17 protein-coding genes are annotated in these 19,349 nt (G+C 58.9%); 6 read left to right on the forward strand and 11 right to left on the reverse strand.

Features of this window, described 5'->3' with window-relative positions:
- Positions 1 to 314 precede the first annotated feature (314 nt).
- The 3 genes from AACX78_RS07920 to AACX78_RS07930 all read right to left on the reverse strand — a co-directional run bounded on the left by AACX78_RS07920 (position 315) and on the right by AACX78_RS07930 (position 4,826).
- Positions 315 to 1,640, reverse strand: coding sequence for an APC family permease (locus tag AACX78_RS07920; RefSeq protein ID WP_111588119.1), 1,326 nt, complete (start codon positions 1,638 to 1,640; stop codon positions 315 to 317).
- A 208-nt stretch (positions 1,641 to 1,848) separates the two neighbouring features.
- Positions 1,849 to 3,153, reverse strand: coding sequence for a 4-aminobutyrate--2-oxoglutarate transaminase (gene gabT, locus AACX78_RS07925; RefSeq protein WP_159165861.1), 1,305 nt, complete (start codon positions 3,151 to 3,153; stop codon positions 1,849 to 1,851).
- A gap of 209 nt (positions 3,154 to 3,362) precedes the next feature.
- Entirely contained in the window at positions 3,363 to 4,826 is a 1,464-nt protein-coding gene (locus tag AACX78_RS07930; RefSeq protein ID WP_159165862.1) for an NAD-dependent succinate-semialdehyde dehydrogenase, read from the reverse strand.
- 356 nt (positions 4,827 to 5,182) lie between these two features.
- On the opposite strand from AACX78_RS07930, the gene puuR reads away from it, so the two are divergent.
- Together puuR and AACX78_RS07940 are read left to right on the forward strand one after the other, a co-directional pair.
- Positions 5,183 to 5,782, forward strand: coding sequence for an HTH-type transcriptional regulator PuuR (gene puuR, locus AACX78_RS07935; RefSeq protein ID WP_005312499.1), 600 nt, complete (start codon positions 5,183 to 5,185; stop codon positions 5,780 to 5,782).
- 51 nt (positions 5,783 to 5,833) lie between these two features.
- Positions 5,834 to 7,111, forward strand: a complete 1,278-nt coding sequence (locus tag AACX78_RS07940) for an NAD(P)/FAD-dependent oxidoreductase (protein ID WP_159165863.1) — start codon at positions 5,834 to 5,836, stop codon at positions 7,109 to 7,111.
- A 136-nt stretch (positions 7,112 to 7,247) separates the two neighbouring features.
- On the opposite strand, the gene AACX78_RS07945 is transcribed toward AACX78_RS07940, so the two are convergent.
- Positions 7,248 to 7,505: a DUF3297 family protein gene (locus AACX78_RS07945; protein WP_005312504.1), complete on the reverse strand. Its 258-nt coding sequence runs from the start codon at positions 7,503 to 7,505 to the stop codon at positions 7,248 to 7,250.
- A gap of 201 nt (positions 7,506 to 7,706) precedes the next feature.
- The gene (locus AACX78_RS07950; protein ID WP_159165864.1) at positions 7,707 to 8,750 is read right to left on the reverse strand and encodes a helix-turn-helix domain-containing protein; all 1,044 of its coding nucleotides are present in this window, start codon (positions 8,748 to 8,750) and stop codon (positions 7,707 to 7,709) included.
- Between the two features lie 187 nt (positions 8,751 to 8,937).
- Here AACX78_RS07950 and AACX78_RS07955 point away from each other — a divergent pair, with 187 nt between their 5' ends.
- Positions 8,938 to 9,276: a DUF805 domain-containing protein gene (locus tag AACX78_RS07955; protein WP_159165865.1), complete on the forward strand. Its 339-nt coding sequence runs from the start codon at positions 8,938 to 8,940 to the stop codon at positions 9,274 to 9,276.
- A complete protein-coding gene (locus AACX78_RS07960) occupies positions 9,273 to 9,758 on the forward strand; it encodes a hypothetical protein (RefSeq protein WP_339389497.1) in 486 nt (161 codons plus the stop codon). The genes AACX78_RS07955 and AACX78_RS07960 overlap by 4 nt, the downstream gene beginning before the upstream one ends.
- 47 nt (positions 9,759 to 9,805) lie before the next feature.
- Here AACX78_RS07960 and AACX78_RS07965 read toward each other — a convergent pair whose 3' ends face one another.
- Complete coding sequence (locus tag AACX78_RS07965) at positions 9,806 to 10,306, reverse strand: SRPBCC family protein (RefSeq protein ID WP_021138069.1); 501 nt, start codon at positions 10,304 to 10,306, stop codon at positions 9,806 to 9,808.
- Positions 10,307 to 10,493: 187 nt separating this feature from the next.
- On the opposite strand from AACX78_RS07965, the gene AACX78_RS07970 reads away from it, so the two are divergent.
- Together AACX78_RS07970 and AACX78_RS07975 are read left to right on the forward strand one after the other, a co-directional pair.
- Positions 10,494 to 10,916 carry a GNAT family N-acetyltransferase gene (locus AACX78_RS07970; RefSeq protein WP_021138068.1) on the forward strand — a complete coding sequence of 141 codons (423 nt, stop codon included), beginning with the start codon at positions 10,494 to 10,496 and terminating at the stop codon, positions 10,914 to 10,916.
- Positions 10,917 to 11,316: 400 nt separating this feature from the next.
- A complete protein-coding gene (locus AACX78_RS07975) occupies positions 11,317 to 11,727 on the forward strand; it encodes an H-NS family histone-like protein (RefSeq protein ID WP_005312526.1) in 411 nt (136 codons plus the stop codon).
- A 612-nt stretch (positions 11,728 to 12,339) separates the two neighbouring features.
- Here the strand turns inward: AACX78_RS07975 and AACX78_RS07980 are convergent.
- The 5 genes from AACX78_RS07980 to AACX78_RS08000 all read right to left on the reverse strand — a co-directional run bounded on the left by AACX78_RS07980 (position 12,340) and on the right by AACX78_RS08000 (position 19,139).
- Positions 12,340 to 13,446, reverse strand: a complete 1,107-nt coding sequence (locus AACX78_RS07980; RefSeq protein WP_159165866.1) for a 3-deoxy-7-phosphoheptulonate synthase — start codon at positions 13,444 to 13,446, stop codon at positions 12,340 to 12,342.
- A gap of 263 nt (positions 13,447 to 13,709) precedes the next feature.
- Complete coding sequence (locus tag AACX78_RS07985) at positions 13,710 to 14,516, reverse strand: siderophore-interacting protein (protein WP_159165867.1); 807 nt, start codon at positions 14,514 to 14,516, stop codon at positions 13,710 to 13,712.
- A 152-nt stretch (positions 14,517 to 14,668) separates the two neighbouring features.
- On the reverse strand, positions 14,669 to 16,042 hold the full coding sequence (locus tag AACX78_RS07990; RefSeq protein WP_159165868.1) for an efflux transporter outer membrane subunit: 1,374 nt from the start codon (positions 16,040 to 16,042) through the stop codon (positions 14,669 to 14,671).
- Positions 16,039 to 17,979 (reverse strand): MacB family efflux pump subunit, encoded by a 1,941-nt coding sequence (locus tag AACX78_RS07995; protein ID WP_102665266.1) that lies wholly within the window; start codon positions 17,977 to 17,979, stop codon positions 16,039 to 16,041. Before AACX78_RS07995 ends, AACX78_RS07990 begins: the two co-directional genes overlap by 4 nt.
- Positions 17,976 to 19,139: an efflux RND transporter periplasmic adaptor subunit gene (locus AACX78_RS08000; RefSeq protein ID WP_159165869.1), complete on the reverse strand. Its 1,164-nt coding sequence runs from the start codon at positions 19,137 to 19,139 to the stop codon at positions 17,976 to 17,978. The genes AACX78_RS07995 and AACX78_RS08000 overlap by 4 nt, the downstream gene beginning before the upstream one ends.
- Between the last annotated feature and the right edge of the window lie 210 nt (positions 19,140 to 19,349).

Consider the following 19,349-nt stretch of genomic DNA (forward strand, 5'->3'; position numbering starts at 1 on the left):
CGACCGGAGACAAAGCAAACAAGAGCCCCATGTTTTTCCTCATTGCGGCATTAGGTTCATCTGAACCTTGATATCATTTCCGGAAGTTGTCCGGCCTCGAGTGGTAATAAAATTTTTCAAAATGAAAAATAACCGATGTGGGATCACATCGGTTATGAAAGCGGCGGGATTTTGCCCCAGATGGGGGGGGAAGACAAGCCACTAAAGGCATTCCGGGCAAGAGAATTATCAATGACCTGTTTTATATCAATGAATGGCGCCGTCACCCGTTCGGGGGAGATCGGCGCCAGCCCAGTGTTGGCAAGGCTTGCAGTTCAATAGGTCGGCAAGGATACGCGCCAGAAGGTGGTACGCAAAAACAGATAAATTCCCCCTATGGCAGCCCAGATAATGCCGAGGATAAGAGAGGTTAGTTCGAGATTGAGCCAGAGAATCGCGACAGTCCCCGCCCCGCACAGGGGCAGCACCAGATATTGCAGGTGATCCTTAAGGGTTTTGTTGCGCCCCTGACGCACGTAATAGCAGGCGATCACCGACAGATTGACCACGGTAAAGGCCACCAGGGCACCGAAGTTGATCAGAGCCAGGGCGATTTCCAGATCGAAGCTGATGGCCGACAGCGCCAGTATGCCCACCAGCAGGATGTTGAACACGGGTGTCTGCCACTTGGGGTGGATATACCCGAAGGTGCGCTGGGGCAGCACCTTGTCCCGCCCCATCACGTAGAGGATGCGGGAGACACCGGCGTGGGAGGAGAGTCCCGACGCCAGCACGGCCACGCAGGCACAGACCAGCACCACGCTCTGGAACAGCTTGCCGCCCACATAGAGGGCAATCTCGGGCAGCACTGCATCCGGCTCCTTGAAGCGGGAGGCATCCGGGAAGTAGAGCTGCAGGGCATAGGCCACCACCACGAAGATGAGGCCCCCCAGCAAGGCCGTCAGGAAGATGGCTTTCGGGATCACCTTGCCGGCGTTGGGGGTCTCTTCACTGAGGGCGCTCAGGCTGTCGAATCCCAGAAAGGAGAAACAGAGGATGGTGGCGCCGGTCAGCAGTGGCAACACCTCTGTGTTGGCGCTGTAGATGGGCTGCAGGCTGACGGTACCTACTCCTTCGCCCTGGGCGATGCCGTATCCGATCAGGGCCAGAAACACCACCATGATGGCGATCTGGATCAAGATGATGACACCGTTGAGGTTGGCCACCAGATCGATGCCGCGCAGGTTGATGAGGGTCATCAGCGCCGTCATGGCGCAGATGAAGATCCAGGGTTCGATGCCGGGAAACAGGGCTGTCAGGTAGATCTTGGCCAGCAGCATGTTGATCATCGGCAGGAACATGTAGTCGAGCAGGGATGACCAGCCCACCATGAAGCCCACCACGGGGGAGAACTCCTTCTGGGCATAGGTATAGGCGGAGCCGGCAACTGGATAGTGGCGCACCATCTGGCTATAGCTGGTGGCGGTGAACAACACGCCCACCAGGGCCAGCAGGTAGGCGGTAGTCACATGGCCCTGAGTGATGTCGGTGACGATGCCAAAGGTATCGAACACCACCATGGGGGTCATATAGGCCAATCCCATCACCACCACTTGCCACAGGGTCAGGGTTTGCTTCAATCGAGCCGGGCGTTGAGCCATTGGCCTCTCTCCTCGAATTTGGGGCGTATGTCCCGCGCCGCAGGCAGGCGAAGGACGCGTGACAGTGTGGCTGGCCCTGGAGGGAGCCCAGCTCGCCTGTCATCATTTTTTGGGGCGGGGATGATACCGTATGAGCAGGCCGTCCGCGATGGGCGGCCTGCGGTTATCTGACGGTATTTTTCGCCATGACCGATGAAACCGGGTGGATCTAGCTCTGACTGGCAGCGGTGAGCGCCTGTTCCAGCAGAGCCAGCCCTTCCTCGATCAAGGCCGAAGTGGCGGTAAGGGGCGCCAGGAAGCGGATGACGTTGGCCCGCACGCCGCAGGAGAGCAGCACAAGCCCGCGTTTGCCGGCCTCGGCCACCAGCCGTTTGGTGAGGTCCGGGTCAGGCTGGCTGGCATCCCGGCCTTTGACCAGCTCCATGGCCACCATGGCGCCGGGGCCGCGAATGTCGCCGATGCAGTCAAAACCCTCGGCCAGCTGATGCAGGCGAGCCTTGATCTGCTCCCCCTGAGCCAGGGCTTTCTGGTTGAGTTGCTCCTCTTCGATCACCTCCAGCACCGCCAGGGCGGCGGCGCAGGCGATGGGGGAACCCGCATAGGTGCCCCCCAGACCGCCCGGCTTGGCGGCGTTCATGATGGCCGCCTTGCCCACTACGGCCGAGAGGGGGAAGCCACCGGCCAGACTCTTGGCGAGCGTCATGATGTCTGGTTCTATGCCGCTGTACTCGGTGGCAAAGGTTTTGCCGGTGCGACAGAAACCGCTCTGGATCTCGTCACAGATGAGCACTATGCCGTGCTGATCGCACAGCTTGCGCAGGCTCTGCATAAAGCTGGGTGAAGCGGAGTAGAAACCCCCTTCACCCTGCACGGGTTCGAGAATGATGGCTGCCACCCGGGCCGGTTCTATATCCGAGCTGAAGCAGAGATCCAGCGCGGCAAGGGCATCGGCCTCGCTCACCCCCAGGTAATCGCTCGGGAAGGGCAGGTGATAGACCTCTCCCGGGAAGGGGCCGAAACCCGTTTTGTAGGGCACTACCTTGCCGGTGAGTGCCATCCCCATCATGGTGCGACCGTGGAAGCCCCCCTTGAAGGCGATGGTGCCGCTGCGGCCCGTGTGGGCGCGGGCTATCTTGATGGCGTTCTCCACCGCCTCGGCGCCGGTGGAGAGAAACAGGGTGCGTTTTGGCGTCGGGCCTGGCACCAGGGCGTTGAGCTTCTCGGCAAGCTCGATATAGCCGGGGTAGGGGGTCACCTGAAAGCAGGTGTGGCTGAATTTTTCGAGCTGTTCACGCACTGCCGCCACCACTTTGGGGTGGTTGTGGCCCGTGTTGAGCACGGCGATGCCGGAGGCAAAGTCGATGTAGCGGTTGCCCTCCACGTCCCATAGCTCGGCGTTGAGAGCCTTGTCGATAAACACTGGCAGCAGGGTGCCGACGCCGTTGACCACGGCCGCTTCACGGCGGGCCTGCCAGGCCTGGTTGTTGTCTGCATGGCTATCTGAATGACTCATCTTTTCTCCCTGAGAGGCCTTGGCCCCTGTCTCAATGTGGCGAGCCTCCCAACCGGGAGCGCTCACTTGGTCCTTTTCATGACGGTATGCCTGCAAAGGCACGCTGCAGCTTGATAGCAGGACCCCATCCCGCCCCTCCCTTGGCAGGTGGGGCAGTTTGCTCCTCCTTCTTGAGAAGGGAGAAGCCGGGGTCTGGTATAAATCCGCTCCTAGCGAATGCCCCCAAAGCAGAGATATTTGGTTTCCAGATACTCTTCCAGCCCCTCGGCCGCCCCTTCGCGGCCCAGACCCGACTCCTTGATGCCGCCAAAGGGGGCCAGTTCGGTGGAGATGATCCCCTCGTTGATGCCCACCATGCCGTATTCGAGCTGTTCGGCTACCCGCCACACCCTGGCGATATCCCGGCCATAGAAGTAGGCGGCCAGCCCGTAGGGGGTGTCGTTGGCAATGGCGATGGCCTCGGCTTCGGTGTCAAAACGTACCAGCGGAGCGACCGGGCCGAAGATCTCCTCCTGCAAAATGGGGTTGGTTTTATCGACATTGCCCAAAATGGTGGGCTGGTAGAACAGCGGGCCGGCGGGATGTGGCTCGCCGCCCACCAACACCTTGGCGCCGGCGGCTTCGGCCTGCTTGACCAGCTCGGCCACCTTGCTGGCAGCGGCGAGGTTGATCAGCGGGCCTATCTGGGTGCCCTCGCTCATGCCATCCCCCACCTTGAAGCCCTGCACGGCGGCAGTCAGCTTCTCGGCGAAGGCATCGTAGACACCGGCCTGCACCAGGATACGATTAGCGCAGACGCAAGTCTGGCCCGCGTTGCGGTACTTGGAAGCGAGCGCCCCGGCGATGGCGGCGTCGAGATCGGCATCGTCAAACACGATGAAGGGGGCGTTGCCTCCGAGCTCCAGCGACAGCTTCTTCATGGTGTCGGCGCACTGGCGCATCAGCAGCTTGCCAATGCGGGTCGAGCCGGTGAAGGAGAGCTTGCGCACTGCTTTGTTGTTGCACAGCTCGTTGCCCACCGCTGACGAGTGATGGGTGGTAACGATATTGATAACGCCAGCCGGAATGCCGGCCGCTTCCGCCAGTGCCGCCAGCGCCAGCGCACACAGCGGAGTCTCGGCGGCAGGTTTGATGACGATGGTGCAACCGGCTGCCAGCGCCGGGCCCGCCTTGCGGGTGATCATGGCGATGGGGAAGTTCCATGGCGTGATGGCGGCGACCACCCCCACCGGCTGCTTGATGGTGGCCAGACGCCTGTCGCTGGAAAAACCCGGAATGGTGCGGCCATAGGCGCGCTTGCCCTCTTCTGCGAACCACTGGATAAAGCTGGCGCCGTAGGCCACTTCCCCCTTGGCTTCGGCCAGCGGCTTGCCCTGCTCGCAGGTCATGATGCGAGCCAGCTCGTCCTGATTGGCCATGATGAGTTCAAACCAGGCGTAGAGTTTGTTGCTGCGCTCCTTGGCCGTGAGGGCGGCCCAGGGCGCTTGCGCCGCACTGGCGGCCTCGATGGCACAGCGGGTGTCCACCTCGTCCATGTCGGGTACCTGGGTGATGATCTGGCCATTGGCCGGATTGAGTACCTCGAAGTGGCGTCCGCTATGCGCCTCGCACCAGCGACCATCTATATAGGCAAGGGACTTGATCAAGGAGAGAGCGGGTTGTGATGCTGACATAGAAGGAAGCCTCGATTGTGGGTCAGGGTGGCCAAGGGATCCTGTGCTGCCACCGTATAGAATAATAAGCACAGGAAGACCATAAATTGAGCTGAAATGTTTTTCAAGTGTTAAATATATTTGAGTAAACGGGGCGCTGCATGCTAGAAATGGAGCTGTCAGAGCGATTTTACCGGTTTTTGTGGGATTGGGTGTGCAAAATAATGAACGGCACGTGCCGTGCAGGATAACGAACAGGTCCGGCAATGTGACTCGCTATTTTAACCGGTTGCGCCCTCGCACCGATCCGCAAGCACACTCGACAGGCACGCAAGCAGATAAATACGCAAGTCGGCAGGCACACAAGGAGGTGGGCGATGCAGCAACCACAAGCAGAGGCAAAGCGGCAGACCATGACGGCTAACCCGCTGATGGACAAGAGTATGGGGGAGCGCCTCGCCGCCACACGCCGCCGTCTCGGGCTCTCCCAGCGACGGGTCGCCGAGCTGAGCGGGCTGACCCACGGCGCCATCTGCATGATAGAGCAGGACAAGGTGAGCCCGTCGGTGGCCTCCTTGCAGAAGCTGCTTAACGTCTATGAGCTGCCGCTGTCGCGCTTCTTCGCCGAGGAGGAGGGGCGTGCGCCAAGCGTGGTGATCAAGGCCGAGCAGTTGATCGAACTGGGCAGTCAGGGGGTTTCCATGAAGCTGGTGCACAACGGCAATAATCGTCGCCAGCTTGGCTTCATGCTGGAGACCTATGCCCCAGGCACCGACACGGGCGGTCAGGTCAAACATCTGGGGGAGGAGGTCGGTACCGTGCTGGAAGGGTCTGTGATCCTGACGGTGGCCGGGCAGACCTACCCACTCAGTGCCGGGGACAGCTATGTGATCGACACAGGCGAGCCCCACAGTTTCAGCAATCCGTCGGGGCAGACTTGTCGCATCGTCAGCGCCCATACCCCGGCCAACTTCTAGTGTCGAGACTATGTCTCGTTTGGGAAAAGAACCGGTAAGGAAACAGGGATCATGACCGAGCATGTAAACAGTTACTACGCAGCCAGTGCCAATCAACACGCACCCTATCCGACATTGACCGAGCAGCTTGAGTGCGATGTCTGCATCATAGGGGCGGGTTACACCGGCCTTTCCAGTGCGCTGCATCTGGTGGAAAAGGGCTATTCGGTGGTGGTGCTGGAGGCGGCCCGGGTAGGCTTTGGCGCCAGCGGTCGCAACGGCGGCCAGATCGTCAACTCCTACAGCCGCGATATCGACACCATAGAAGCGAACTGCCCGCCGGATCAGGCAAAGCTGCTCGGCTCCATGTTGTTTGAAGGGGGGCAGATCATCCGCGAGCGGATCAAACGCTACAACATCCAGTGCGACCTGCAGGAGGGGGGCGTCTTTGCCGCCGAGACGGAGCGCCAGCTCCATGAGCTCAAGGCCCAGCAGGCCCGTTGGCAGAAGTGGGGCAACGACAAGCTGGAGCTGCTCGACGGGGACGGGATCCGCGAGGTGGTAGCGAGTGATCGCTACGTCGGCGGCCTGCTCGACAAGAGCGGCGGCCATATTCACCCCCTCAACCTGGCGCTGGGGGAGGCCGAAGCCATCCGCATGCAGGGGGGGCGGATTTTTGAGCAATCCGCCGTCACCAGCATCACCCCGGGCCAACCGGCACTGGTGAAGACCGCCAAGGGGGCGGTGAAGGCGCGCTTCGTGGTGGTGGCCGGCAACGCCTATCTCGGCAACCTGGTGCCCGAGCTCGCTGGCAAGAGCATGCCCTGCGGTACCCAGGTGATCGCCACCGAGGTGCTGGGGGAGGAGCGCGCCCGCTCCCTCTTGCCGCAAAATTACTGCCTGGAAGATTGCAACTACCTGCTCGACTACTACCGCACCTCCGGCGATCACCGTCTGCTCTACGGCGGTGGCGTTGTGTATGGCGCGCGGGATCCGGCAGATATCGAACGGCTGATCATCCCCAAGATGCTCAAGACCTTCCCGCAGCTGGCAGGCGTCAAGGTGGAGTTCACCTGGACCGGCAACTTCCTGCTGACCCTGTCGCGCCTGCCACAGTTTGGCCGCATCGGCCCCAACATCTATTACATGCAGGGTTACAGCGGCCACGGTGTCACCTGTACCCATCTGGCGGGCAAGCTGCTCTCCGAGGTATTGAGTGGTCAGGCAGAGCGCTTCGATGCCTTCGCCAAGCTGCCGCACTATCCCTTCCCCGGCGGCCGCCTGTTTCGTATCCCCTTTACCGCCGCTGGCGCTGCCTGGTATACCCTGCGCGACCGCTTGGGGGTGTAAGCGCCGCCGATTCAGCCCGCAAGTCGTTCACCTTGGCAGATGCCAGAAACAACAAGGCCACCATTATGGTGGCCTTGTTGTTGACTGCAGTGACAGACCCGCTGGCTCGGTAATCCGAAGAGGCAGGCCGCAGCAGTTAAACGGACTCGATATAGTAGGCCTCAACGGTGCCTTTCAGGGTGATCAGGATCGGCTGACCGCGACGATCCAGCGCCTTGGGGGAGGGGATCTTCACCCAGCCTTCACTGATGCAATACTCCTCGACATCGGTGCGCTCTTTACCATTGAGTCGAATACCGATCGGGTGTTCGAAACAGGCTGCGACATGGTGCGGGCTGCGCGGGTTGCCCGCAAGGTGATCCGGCAGTGCCGGTTTGGTGTTGGTATCGCTCATCAATATGACCTGAAATGGGTAAAAAGTGCGTCATTGTAGAGAATGCCGTCATGGCATTCAAGGTGGTCATAAAGCCCATAAGCAGCACCCGCCACCCATTTTTGGGGCTTCATTATTGCTCGTTGGTGTTCAGGATGCTTATTGGCTTTTTCGGTCAGTGTCGGGCTTGGCTGACTGTTTGACATGACGGCGCGCAACATATTAACGGGGCTGCGTTTCGCTTTGTTTTCTGAATGCACTGGGTGTCAGGCCCGTTAGGCGAGAAAATTCGCGATTAAAGTTGGATTTGGTCTGGAAGCCCGCATTCATCAATATCTGGGTGACGGTTTCATCTGTCGTCAGTAGCGCTTTTTTTGCATGCTCGATACGATATTCATTGATCACTCTGGATATGCTTTTTTTGTGTACCTGATTGACCGCCGTCGAGATCTGTTTGGCGGGAATGCCCAGCTTGCGCGACAGCATTGCCAATGTCAGATCCGGATCGAGAAAACTTGCTTTTTCTTGCATCAGTTTATCCAGCATGACGGTAATCTCGTTGGCACGCTCTTCTGTCAGCGATGGTTCCGCGCTTGGCACCTTGGATATATGTGGTTTCTCTGGTTTACCTACGTCATCAAATGATGGCGTATTGACACCCACCATGATCACGGCAAGTGCCAGTGCTGGCAGCAGTATCAAGTGACCTAGCGTTAGAATATAAAGGGAAAACTTGCCCTGATTAACTGCAAAGTCGATGGATATGGCGGTATCGATCACCGCAGAGAATAATAACATCCAACCCGCTGCGTTTTCGGCCCTTTTCACTCCTTCCCAATGACTTAACGAGACATGGATGAGGAGCGGCTCCTTCGCGGAATAACGTACCAGAGCAATACCATAAAACAGATAAATTGCAGTGAGGATCTCATCCAGAGGTAGCGCAAAAAAGGAGTGAGTAAAGAGGCTGATTACCACCAATATAGGCCCGATGGCATGTTTATAAGCAATTCTGCCTGTGTCGGTGCTCGCACGGGTAAAGATGTGCCAGGCCGCGACCGGGATGAGTGATGCAAGTATTGGTTGGGCAAAACTGAAGAGAACAATATCGAAAGTCCAGCGAAGCCCTACAAGTCCGGTGGTAGCTGCACAGATCGCCAAAAACAGGCAAGCCGTTTTTGCTTGTTCGGCCAATCGCACATACAAGGTCACCGCCAGCAAGGCCAGCATTAGAGAGACAACGAAGGGTACGGGAATTGCGAGCATAACTGATCCTGATCCCAGCCATGGTAGTGAAAAGATAACGTCATGCCAGCATAACGGTTCGCATCCACGTAAAGAAGAATGTCACGGACAAAGACAGGTTTTAGCACGTCCTAAAACCGGTTTCAGGACGTCTCACGCCGCGTTCGCCACCAAGATGGGTGACCAAATAACGCTGGAGATATCCTGAATGTTCTCTTTTTATTTACTTGCGTGGCGCCGTTACTTTGATTTTTCCGGTTTCTCCTCCAGAAAGGAGTTCTGGATGTTCATGTGGGTGCATTTGTTGGTCACTCTTATGTGTATCGCACTGGATGTGCGTCTGGATGATATGACCTGGCTGGATATGGGCTATAGCGTGGCAAGTGCCATTCCCGTGGTTGCACTTGTCGTCCGCCGTCTGCACGATATTGATCGTTCGGGATGGTGGGGATGTGTCTTTTTTGTCCCTGTCATCGGCCCCTTTGTGTTGCTCTATTTTCTCTCGCAACAAGGCGATTCATACGCTCAATCAGCGGGGAGGACATGATGAAACATTATCTATGGTTGCTCATGTTGGCGTGTCCGGTCCTGCTCGCCGAGACTGTTGATATTCATGATTTCCCCAAGGGGGCGCTGGGTATATTGTCGGTAGAGCGTTTGACTCAGGGAAGTCTTTTATGGATGCAGGGGCGAGTTGGTGAAGGGAGCTATACCACAGCTGATAGCGAAGGTCGCCACTGTACAGTCAAGGTACCGGTTGTGGTTGGGCGGGTAGCAAATACCGGGCTGGGGATAGACTCAGTGACGGGACTGTCGATCATTGTGATGAATCAACAGCTAAGTGACGCCTTGATCAAGGGCGAGCGTATTAATAGCAACGAATGGCAGTTTGCCAGGGTGGCAGAACAGTTGTCAGCAGATGGTTACATAGTAAAAGGCATTGAGGCAGATGAAGGGTTTGTTCTAAATTCAAAACGGCGCTGGATTTCCTGGCTGCTGGATGACAAACCCGCGTTGAACTGCCGCTAATTGAATATAAAAAACACCGCCAGCTGGCGGTGTTTTGATATGTCGGCTTATTGGGCCAGTGATTTCAGTTGCTGCTTGTCCGGCGGGTTATTCCAGTCGATGGGGCCGTGGGTGAAGCGATACTGCAGGCGGGGCAGGCTGGTTTCCAGCCACTCTTCCCGAAAATAGGCGTAGCCCTGATCCCAGTCAGGATCGTTTGCCCAGCCGCTTTGCAGGAAGTAGAGGCGAGTACCCTGACCTTCAGGCACAAAACGCAGGCTGACCTGAGTTTTTTGCAGACGAATATGGGGCAGGGAGGGCGGAAAGTTCCAGCTGAAGCTGAGCAGGTCGTGGGGCATGACGGCCATCACCCGACAGCCTTCGCTACCACGTTCACCCAGCGGGGCATCGGGCCTGAAATAGATCTCGAAGGGACCATTCGGTTCGGGCACCATCAGACATTCCGGCGCCAGGAAGCTGCGCAGGCCGCTCTCGGTTGTCCAGGCACGCCAGACATCGTCGATATGGGCCGGAACAAAGATGTTGCCTTCTATCTGCTTGTTATCCATAAATCAGCGAGCCTCAAACCATCCATACATGGGACTCAGGCAGTATAGCCCCATGGGCGATAAAATGGACAGAGGTGTGTCACACCCGTGCCATCGGTCGGCCGTTATCCTAACCATGATATTTGACACTGTGTGGCGATCCATCCGACAGTGTTGCCAAGTGATAACAGTGACGAAGGAAGGCCTGATGATCAGAGTCATGCGAGAGACGGATATTCCCCAATTGGCGCAGCTGTACCTGAAGGGGCGGCGTCAGACCTTTCACTGGGTCGACCCTTCCCACTTTCGGCTTGAGGATTTCGACGAGCATACCCGGGGCGAGCAGCTCTGGGTGGCTGAACAGGGTGGCACCCCTTGCGGGTTTGTTTCCATCTGGGGGGATGAGAGCTTCGTGCATCATCTCTACGTGTCGGCCGACTGGCATGGTCAGGGGCTGGGGCGGGCACTGCTGACCCAGGGGTTGGCGGCTTGTCGGAAGCCGGCCTCACTCAAGGTGGCGACCCACAATACCTCTGCTCTGGCCTTTTATCATCGCCTCGGCTGGCAGAATACGGAGGAAACGGGTCACTGCGAGATCACAGGCCCCTGGCGTCGCTTGATCCTCAAATAACATGATGTGAAGCGCGAGGGTGAGAATATAGGGGTGGCAGGCATGGGGCGCTATGGGGCAGTAATATATAGCGCCATTCGTCTACCTTGAGCCTCGTCTGAGTGGTACAGGTTTTAACCACAATGGCCAATTGTGAAAATAGCTGACATAAGTGTGATGAGAAATATGCCAGGGTGTGTCCGTCTATTTGTCAGGCACGCCGGGGAGAATTGTGAGGTGAGCGATCACGGCGGTTGCGACAATGAGCAACGAGTGAATAAAGTCGCTGGCATATTCAGCCAATCGCTTTTGTTAAGAAAGTGACAGGAACTATAAAAACAGTATGTTGTTATCAAACAGGCATGCTATTCTCAAGCTGTGTTATCCCTGTGACAAACAAAAATAATTTTGTGAGGAAGTAATGAACGAATTTCTGAAAGTTCTGCTGAACATTCGCAGCCTGCGTGCTGCCATCCGTGAATTGCCGTTTGAACAGCTGCAAGAAGCGAAAGAAAAGTTTGAGCTGGTATATAACGAGCGCGCCGAGTCTGTTGAGCAAGAGCGTGCCGAGCAGGAAGAGCGTCAGCGCAAGCTGAGCGAGTTCACCGAAATGCTGCAGCAAGCCGGTATTGATCCCCGTGAGCTGATCAACAGCGCCGCTGCCCCAGCCGCCACTGCTGGCGCCGCCAAGAGCAAGCGCGCACCGCGTCCTGCCAAGTACAAGTATCAGGAAGATGGCCAGGAGAAGACCTGGACCGGCCAGGGCCGTATGCCGAAAGCCATTGCCGAGCAAGTTGCGCTGGGCAAGGATCTGAATGATTTCCTGATCTGATCCACCGGATCGATCATGAATGATGCCGCCCGCGAGGCGGCATTATTATTTGTGCTCACCGAAGTATTCTCCTGTCAATTTCCTCCTCACTTTGTACCGTCCCTGTTTGTCGCAGTGCGACAGCATACTGTCAGCCGTGATGTTTGCCTTTCTTATTGGCCGATTAATTGTCATGTCTGCATCGGCTTGTGGTTTCCCCATCTTGTATTGCCAGCAGTTCACCGACGGCCAATGAGAGACGAGTCACTGGACTCATACAGCCCATTGTATATTCGCCTCCATCATTCCCCAGAAAACTAGGGGGCATTAAGCTGCCCGCAAGCAAGCTACGATTCTTTTTACTCATCGAAGGGCTTTTTCCATTAACTGGCATGCTTTTCAGTTTTATCTGACATGGTGTAAAGGGGAGCCGGTATGCCGGTTGTTGGTCGTCGAGTGACGAATGAAGAGAGGTAGCGCGGATATTTTCTTTATCCCATCCAAAGCCCGCACCCTATGGTCTTTATCCTGAACGGATAAGTCTGGACCATTTTATTTGGCGACCTGGCTGACTAAATGGTAATGACGGGACTTGCAGATAATAAGGCTCCCGCTGGGGAAGCCTTCTCTTGTTCAGCTGGCCAATTGGGCATCCCAGTGTACCGTTCCAGGCTGGCGTCGGGTTCTGCTCTGGCGACGCATCTCGACAGCCTCGGCCAGCATGGCGAGCAGGGTCTGGGTATCGTCCCAGCACAGGCAGGCGTCGGTGACCGACTGGCCATAGGCGAGTTCGTTCAATGGTGCAGGCTTCTGGCTGCCCCCTTGCAAGAAGCTCTCGACCATGACGGCGGCGATGGCGTCGCTGCCTTCCCCCAGCTGACGGCAGAGCTCACCTGCCACCCGGATCTGATTTTTGTGCAGTTTCTGGCTGTTGCCGTGGCTGCAATCCACCATCAGGCGGTGGCTGAGCCCCTGCCGCGTCAGGCGTTCGGCGGCATCCTCCACGTCGCTCTGGTGATAATTGGGGCGGGTGCCGCCACGCAATATGATGTGGCCTGCGGGATTGCCTTCGCTCTTGATCACCACAATGCCGCCCTGACTGCCCGGCGCTGTGAACAGATGGGAGGCTTCACTGGCCTGAATGGCATCGATGGCGACCCGGATATTGCCGTCCGTGCCGTTCTTGAAGCCGACAGGGCAGGGCAGCGCCGAGGCCAGCTGACGGTGCACCTGGGATTCAGTGGTGCGGGCGCCGATGGCTCCCCAGCTGATGAGGTCGGCAAGATAGAGGAAGCTGGTGGTATCGAGAAACTCGGTGGCGGTGGCCAACCCCAGACGGTTGATGTCGAGCAGTAGCTGACGTGCCAGCTGCAGGCCGTGACCTATGTCGTTGCTGCCATCCAGATGGGGGTCGAATACCAGCCCCTTCCAGCCCACTGTGGTGCGTGGCTTCTCGAAATAGGTGCGCATCACTATCTGCAACCTGTCTTGATAGGCGTCGGCCAGCCGTACCAGTCGCTGTGCGTAATCGAGGGCGGCGAGGGGATCGTGGATGGAGCAGGGACCTATCACCACCAGCAGGCGATCGTCTTCTCCTGTCAGGATCTGGCGAACCTGCTGGCGATGGTGATCGATCTGCGCTGCAACCTCGCTGGGACAGGGATGAAGTGCCAACAGGTCGGCAGGAGTGGGAAGAGCCTCCACCGCGAAGGCGCGCATTACTGAGTTCAAAACTGCCATCTGGATTACCTTGCTGTGCAAACGGGAGTGAATGACGTGCGCTCCACATCCAAACCCGGGGCATGGAGAGAGGCTGCAATGGGGCGTCATCACTGTTTATTGTTGAGAGTGATTATCATTATCTGGTTGTTTGCATCAAATCAAGCACAACCGCTCGGATCACCACAATGGGGGGCAAGGAGCAAATCAGGGGAGTGCAGATAGCAATCAAGCCCATGACCGGCAGGCCATGAGCTTGATATTCCAAGGAAAAAATGGGCAGGTCAGCTGTCCATCACATCATGACGGGCGTGGTGATAGGCTTCTTCATCCTTGCCGTGGCGCCAGTAGGGGACTGCGTAGACCCGAGTACGATCCACCTCCAGGGTGCGCCTGACGTGACGGCGCAATGGCACCACCAGCCCCTCTTCACCGCCGAACCAGAAGTAGCTCGCCTGCCCCTGCATCGGCAGAGCGGTGAAATACGCCACCAGTGGTTCAGTCTGCTCGGGGGTGCCGATAAACCAGCGCAAGGTCACGCCAGCGGGTAGCGACAGATCCTGCACATCTTCCTGATAGGGTACCAGCAGGGCGATATGGCCCTGGGCGTCGGCGGGCATTACCTCGGCCATGGCGCTGATGGCGGGCAGGGAGGTGAGGTCACCCACCATGTAGTAGTGCCGGGCGGGCTGCAGCATGGGATCCGGGCCACCCGGGCCAGAGATGGCAAGCAGATCGCCGGGTTTGACCTGCATGGCAAAGCGGCTGGCGGGGCCGGCATCGCCGTGCAGAGCGAAGTCGATGTCCAGCTCCAGTGCCTCGTGACGAAATGCCCGTATGGTGAAGGTGCGCATGATGGGGCGCTGGCTCGGGTCTTCCCAGCGCGGCCCTTGCGGGGTGGGCGTGGGCAGTACGGCATGGGTCTGGCCCGGCTGTGGCAGCATGATCTTGATATGGGCGCCGCCGCAGGTGAAGGGGTAGTCAGCGAGTTCCGGGCTGGTCAGGCAGACTCGGCGCAGGTGCGGGCTCACATCCCGGACGTGTTTGACCGTGAGCAGACGAGGGCGATTGACCGGGGTGGGCTGAGACATATGAATACTCCTGACTGACAATGGCGCCCATTTTTCATTAAATGAAAACTATTATCAATTGCTTTGTGTGACAGGCAATCAGGAAGGGGACATCAAGAGGGGAAAAAGCACCGCCTCTCATGGCATGAGAGGCGGTGTTGAGCGGCGCTGGCTCAGCTGCGATCACTGCCCCCCAGCGCTTTGTAGATCCTGGCCATGGTATTGAGCTGCTCCTTTTGCTGGTTGAGCAAGGAAAGCTCGGCATCCCACAGGCGGTTCTGCTCATCCAGCCAGGGTTGTACCCCGGTGGCACCGGCCTGGAAGCGAGCCCGGGCAAGCCGTTCCGCCTCTTTGGCAAACGTCAGCTGCTCGGCCAGATAGTTCAGGCGCTGCTCGCCGTGATGGCGGGCGGCCAGGCCATCTTCCACCTCCACCAGGGCGGTATAAAGCTGCTTGCGAAATTCGGTTTCGGCAATCTGGTAATCAAGCTCTGAGTTCGCAATGGAGATCCGGGTCTTGTTGTATTCGAGGAAAGGCAGCGCCAGGCTGGCACCCAGAGTGCCCACCGGATTTTGCAATACCTGGGTCAGGGTGTCCGAGGTGCTGCTGGCACCGCCGGTGAGACTCAATGAGGGATAAAAACCGGTGCGGATCTCATCCCCTTTTGCCAGTGTCTTGCGCAGGCGCAACTCGGCGGCGCGCACGTCGGGGCGCCGCGCCAGCACATCCGCTGGAATGCCGACCGCCAGTGATGGCACTGGGGTCGTCGTCAGTGCGGTCGGGGCAAATTCCAGCGGTCCGCTGCTGCGCCCAAGCAAGAGGCGCAGCCCGTTGCGGGCCTGTTCCTGCTGCATCAGGAGCGAAGTGAGCTCAGCCTGTTTGTTGGCCTTCTGCTGGCTGGCCTGCACCAGATCGAGCCGGGTAATGGCGCCGGCCTGGTACTTGGCCTGGGTCAGCTGTTCGGCGCGGGTGTAGTTTGCCAGTTGCCGCTCGCCCAGTGTGATGGCCGAGCCGAGATAGGCCAGCTGCCAGTACTGCTCCAGCGCCTTGCCGATCAGCATCAGGCGGGTGGCCGCAAGATCCTGGGCTGAAGCCTGGGCTTCCCAGCTCGCCTGATCCCGCGCCGAGGCGAGCCGACCCCAGAGATCCACCTCATAACTGAGGGTGAGAGAGGGGCCCATGCTGCTGCTGGCACTGCCATCTTTCAGATTTTTGGTGCCGTTGGCCCCCAGGCTGGCACTGACCGAGGGGGCCTGGTTGGTATCGGCAAAATCTGCGCCCAGCAGTGCGCTCCTGAGCCTCAACCCGGCGACCTGCATGTCCGGGTTGGCGGCCAGCACGGCTTCCACCAGTTGATCCAGCGCCGGATCATGGAACCCTTGCCACCAGAGGCCGGCCTGCTGATGAGTGAGGCCGTCATCCGGCTGTTGCCAGCTCGGAGCCAGTGCCAGATCTTGTCTGTGATAGGTGCTCTGCTGGCTGCAGGCGCTCACGCCAGTGGCAAGGGCCAGGCAGAGCGCCAGTTTGGATAAGTTGTGCATCGTCATTCCCTCGCCAGCGCCTCGACCGGATCGAGCCGGGCGGCATTGCGGGCGGGCAGGTAACCAAACAGGATCCCGATGAGCGAGGAGCAACCAAACGCCATCAGGATGGAAAAGAGCGAGAACTGCATCTGAATACTCTCCACGAACAGGGAGAAGAGCAGGCCTATGAACAGGGAGACGCCGACCCCGAGCATGCCCCCGAGCAGGCTGACCATCACTGCCTCGATCAGAAACTGCTGCAAAATGTCGGACTGGCGAGCGCCGACCGCGATGCGGATCCCGATTTCGCGGGTACGCTCCACCACCGAGACCAGCATGATGTTCATCACCCCGACCCCGCCGACGATGAGGGAGATCACCGCGATGGCGGAGACCAGCAGCGTCATGGTGGCTGTGGTCTTCTCCACAGACTTGATGATGCTGTCGCTGCTGAAGGTGAAGAAGTCCTTCACCCCGTGGCGCTGGGTCAGCAGCTCGATGGCAGCCTGTTCGGCAAGGGCGGGTTGCACCCCGTCCTTGACCCGAATGGTGAGCTGGCTGAAGTGGTTCTGGGAGATGAGGCGGCTCATCACGGCGCTGTAGGGCAGCCAGACGTTCACTGACTGGCTGCTACGGCCAAACCCTGTCTCCTCTTCCACCACACCAATGATGCGCACCGGCAGGGTGCCGACCAGCACCACCTGGCCGACCGGATCTTCCTTGCCAAGCAGGCTCTCTATGGTTTTGCCATCCACCACTGCCACCGCGGCCCGGTTCTGGATATCGCGCTCGTCAAACAGGCGGCCACTGGTGAGCTTCATCCCCTTGACCCGGAAGAAGTCGCTGCCGACCCCCACTATGCTGCCACTGCTGGTTTTGTTGCGATAACGCAGCTGACCCGACGAGGCAATCTGGGGGCTGGCCCCTTCCAGATAAGGCTGGCCGAGCAGCGCATCGAGATCCCGCTTGTTGAGGGTCTGGATGCTGGCAGCCTTCTCGTCTCCCCAATCCTTGCCCGGGAAGATGTCGATGGTGTTGGTGCCCATGGCGTTGATCTGGTCGACCACCTTGGCACGGGCCCCCTGACCGAGCGCGACGACGCTCACCACGGCGGCTATGCCTATGATGATGCCGAGCATGGTGAGGAAGGTGCGCATCCGGTGTGCCAGCATAGCGTGCAGCGCCATGCGTCCCGCCTCGCGATAGCGATCCCAGTCGTTGCCGCTCGCTCTGGCGGCGGGGGAGGCGGCCGGGAGGCGGGCTGTGGTCGTAGCCGGTTTGCCGCTGTCTTCCAGCACCCGGCCATCGCGCAGCGTGATGATGCGATCCGCGTGGCTGGCCACTGCCATGTCGTGGGTCACCAGAATAATGGTGTGACCCTGGGCGTGCAGTTCCTTGAGGATGGCCATCACTTCCTTGCCGCTCTGGCTGTCGAGGGCACCCGTGGGTTCGTCCGCCAGGATCACTTCGCCGCCATTGGCCAGTGCCCGGGCGATGCTGACCCTCTGCTGTTGACCGCCGGAAAGCTGCCCCGGGGTGTGATGGCTGCGATCACTCAAGCCCAGCCGTGCCAGCAATGCGTTGGATCGCGCCTGCCGATCGGGGCGGGAGGTGCCGGCATAGACGGCCGGGATCTCCACGTTGGCGGCGGCGTTGAGGTGTGGCAGCAGATGGTAGCGTTGAAAGATGAAGCCAAAGTGGTGACAGCGCAACCGGGCCAGGGAGAGGGCATCCAGAGTGGCGGTGTCCTGCCCCCGAAACAGATACTGGCCCGCGCTTGGGCGATCCAGGCAGCCTAGCAGGTTCATCAGGGTGGATTTGCCGGAGCCGGAGGCGCCGACGATGGCGATCATCTCACCCGCTTCAATGGTCAGATCCAGCGGATGCAGGACGGTGACCTCCTGCTCTCCGCTCTGGTAGCGTCGCTCTATCCCTTTGAGCTGGATCAGTGGCTCACTCACAACATCATCTCCACATCGGGGCCGTTGACGGGAGCACTTTGACCCAGCTTGACCTTGTCCTGCTCGGTGAGGCCGCTGACTACCTCGACCTTGATGTCATCTTTCATGCCGGTCTTGATGCGGCGTGTCTCTTTCTGATCGTCATCCTTGATCAGGGTGACTTCGTACTCGTTCTCCCCCAGCTTTTTGCCAAGGGCCGTCTGTGGAATGGTCAGCACCTGCTTGCGCTCGCCGAGCACTATGGTGACTTGCGTGGTCATGGCGACTCGCAGGGTGTGATCCGGATTGGGTACGTCGAACAGGGCGTAGTAATAGACGGCGGCATTGCTGGTGGCCGTGGTGCTGGTGGCCTGCTCGTTGATGTTGGTGGGGGCCAGTTCGACCGTGCGCAGGGTGCCGTGATAACGGGTATCCGCATCGCCCATCAGGGTGAAATAGACCGGCATGCCTGCCTTGACCCGGGTGACATCCGCCTCAGAGATCTGTGCCTTGACCGTCATTGTCTCCAGATTGGCGAGCTTGAGCAGGGTGGGCACAGTCTGGCTGGCGGCCAGGGTCTGGCCCTGGCGGGTCACTATGCTGACGACTGTGCCATCCATGGGGGCCAGAATGCGGTTATAGCCCAGCTCCGTCTTGGTGCGATCCACCTTGATCAGCGCATTCTCGATCTCGGCCTGGGCGCTCTGCAGCTCGGCCCGGGTGACCGCCAACTGGGCTTCGGCGCTCTCCAGATCGGCGCGGGAGCTGGCTTCCTGCTTGAACATCTGCTGCTGACGGCGCCAGGCCAGCTCGTTTTGCTTGAGCTGTGCCTGTTTGATCTTGAGCTGGGCACGGCGGCTGGCAAGATCCGCCTCGGCGGTCTTGAGGTTGTTCTGGGCGATCAGGGGGTCTATCTCGGCCAGCAGGTCACCCTGCTTGACGCTCTGTCCCGCCTCGACGGCCAGATAGGTCACCTGACCCGAGACCTGGGCACCCACATCCACCTGCTCTATAGCCTGCAGGACGCCACTGGCCAGCACAGTCTGCTCCACATCCTGGCGGGTCACTGGCGCGCTCAGCACCGGGTCCGGGGTCGTATTAGGCCAGGCCAGCCAGGTGATGGCAGCCAGGGGGATGAGTGCGAGCAGGGCAAACTTTCTCTGCTTGGGAGTTATCTTCATTTATCACCTGAATGAAACGTGCGAAGGCATGCAAGGGCAATATCCTGCAGCAAACGAGGCTTAAAAAACAGCGATGAATATGTAAGGAAACATGTAGATAGGCTTGTCATTAGTGAGGCTGCCAGCGGGCTTTGCAGCGGTGGCGGCAATGAGCAAGTCGCGTGGTGGACGGGTAAAAATGCGCGTGTTGACGGCAACAAGAGGGGATAG

It is taken from the genome of Aeromonas sp. 9A, assembly GCF_963900955.1.
GTDB classification, from domain to species: Bacteria; Pseudomonadota; Gammaproteobacteria; order Enterobacterales; family Aeromonadaceae; genus Aeromonas; species Aeromonas salmonicida.

What these genes read in the sequence shown, in the direction of transcription:
- puuR (WP_005312499.1), top strand. Translation starts at nt 5,183, where the DNA reads ATGCAGCAACCACAAGCAGAGGCAAAGCGGCAGACCATGACGGCTAAC.
- gabT (WP_159165861.1), bottom strand. Translation starts at nt 3,153, where the DNA reads ATGAGTCATTCAGATAGCCATGCAGACAACAACCAGGCCTGGCAGGCC.
- AACX78_RS08000 (WP_159165869.1), bottom strand. Translation starts at nt 19,139, where the DNA reads ATGAAGATAACTCCCAAGCAGAGAAAGTTTGCCCTGCTCGCACTCATC.
- AACX78_RS07965 (WP_021138069.1), bottom strand. Translation starts at nt 10,306, where the DNA reads ATGGATAACAAGCAGATAGAAGGCAACATCTTTGTTCCGGCCCATATC.
- AACX78_RS07975 (WP_005312526.1), top strand. Translation starts at nt 11,317, where the DNA reads ATGAACGAATTTCTGAAAGTTCTGCTGAACATTCGCAGCCTGCGTGCT.
- AACX78_RS07990 (WP_159165868.1), bottom strand. Translation starts at nt 16,042, where the DNA reads ATGACGATGCACAACTTATCCAAACTGGCGCTCTGCCTGGCCCTTGCC.
- AACX78_RS07960 (WP_339389497.1), top strand. Translation starts at nt 9,273, where the DNA reads ATGATGAAACATTATCTATGGTTGCTCATGTTGGCGTGTCCGGTCCTG.
- AACX78_RS07930 (WP_159165862.1), bottom strand. Translation starts at nt 4,826, where the DNA reads ATGTCAGCATCACAACCCGCTCTCTCCTTGATCAAGTCCCTTGCCTAT.
- AACX78_RS07950 (WP_159165864.1), bottom strand. Translation starts at nt 8,750, where the DNA reads ATGCTCGCAATTCCCGTACCCTTCGTTGTCTCTCTAATGCTGGCCTTG.
- AACX78_RS07980 (WP_159165866.1), bottom strand. Translation starts at nt 13,446, where the DNA reads ATGGCAGTTTTGAACTCAGTAATGCGCGCCTTCGCGGTGGAGGCTCTT.
- AACX78_RS07970 (WP_021138068.1), top strand. Translation starts at nt 10,494, where the DNA reads ATGATCAGAGTCATGCGAGAGACGGATATTCCCCAATTGGCGCAGCTG.
- AACX78_RS07940 (WP_159165863.1), top strand. Translation starts at nt 5,834, where the DNA reads ATGACCGAGCATGTAAACAGTTACTACGCAGCCAGTGCCAATCAACAC.
- AACX78_RS07985 (WP_159165867.1), bottom strand. Translation starts at nt 14,516, where the DNA reads ATGTCTCAGCCCACCCCGGTCAATCGCCCTCGTCTGCTCACGGTCAAA.
- AACX78_RS07955 (WP_159165865.1), top strand. Translation starts at nt 8,938, where the DNA reads ATGTTCTCTTTTTATTTACTTGCGTGGCGCCGTTACTTTGATTTTTCC.
- AACX78_RS07920 (WP_111588119.1), bottom strand. Translation starts at nt 1,640, where the DNA reads ATGGCTCAACGCCCGGCTCGATTGAAGCAAACCCTGACCCTGTGGCAA.
- AACX78_RS07945 (WP_005312504.1), bottom strand. Translation starts at nt 7,505, where the DNA reads ATGAGCGATACCAACACCAAACCGGCACTGCCGGATCACCTTGCGGGC.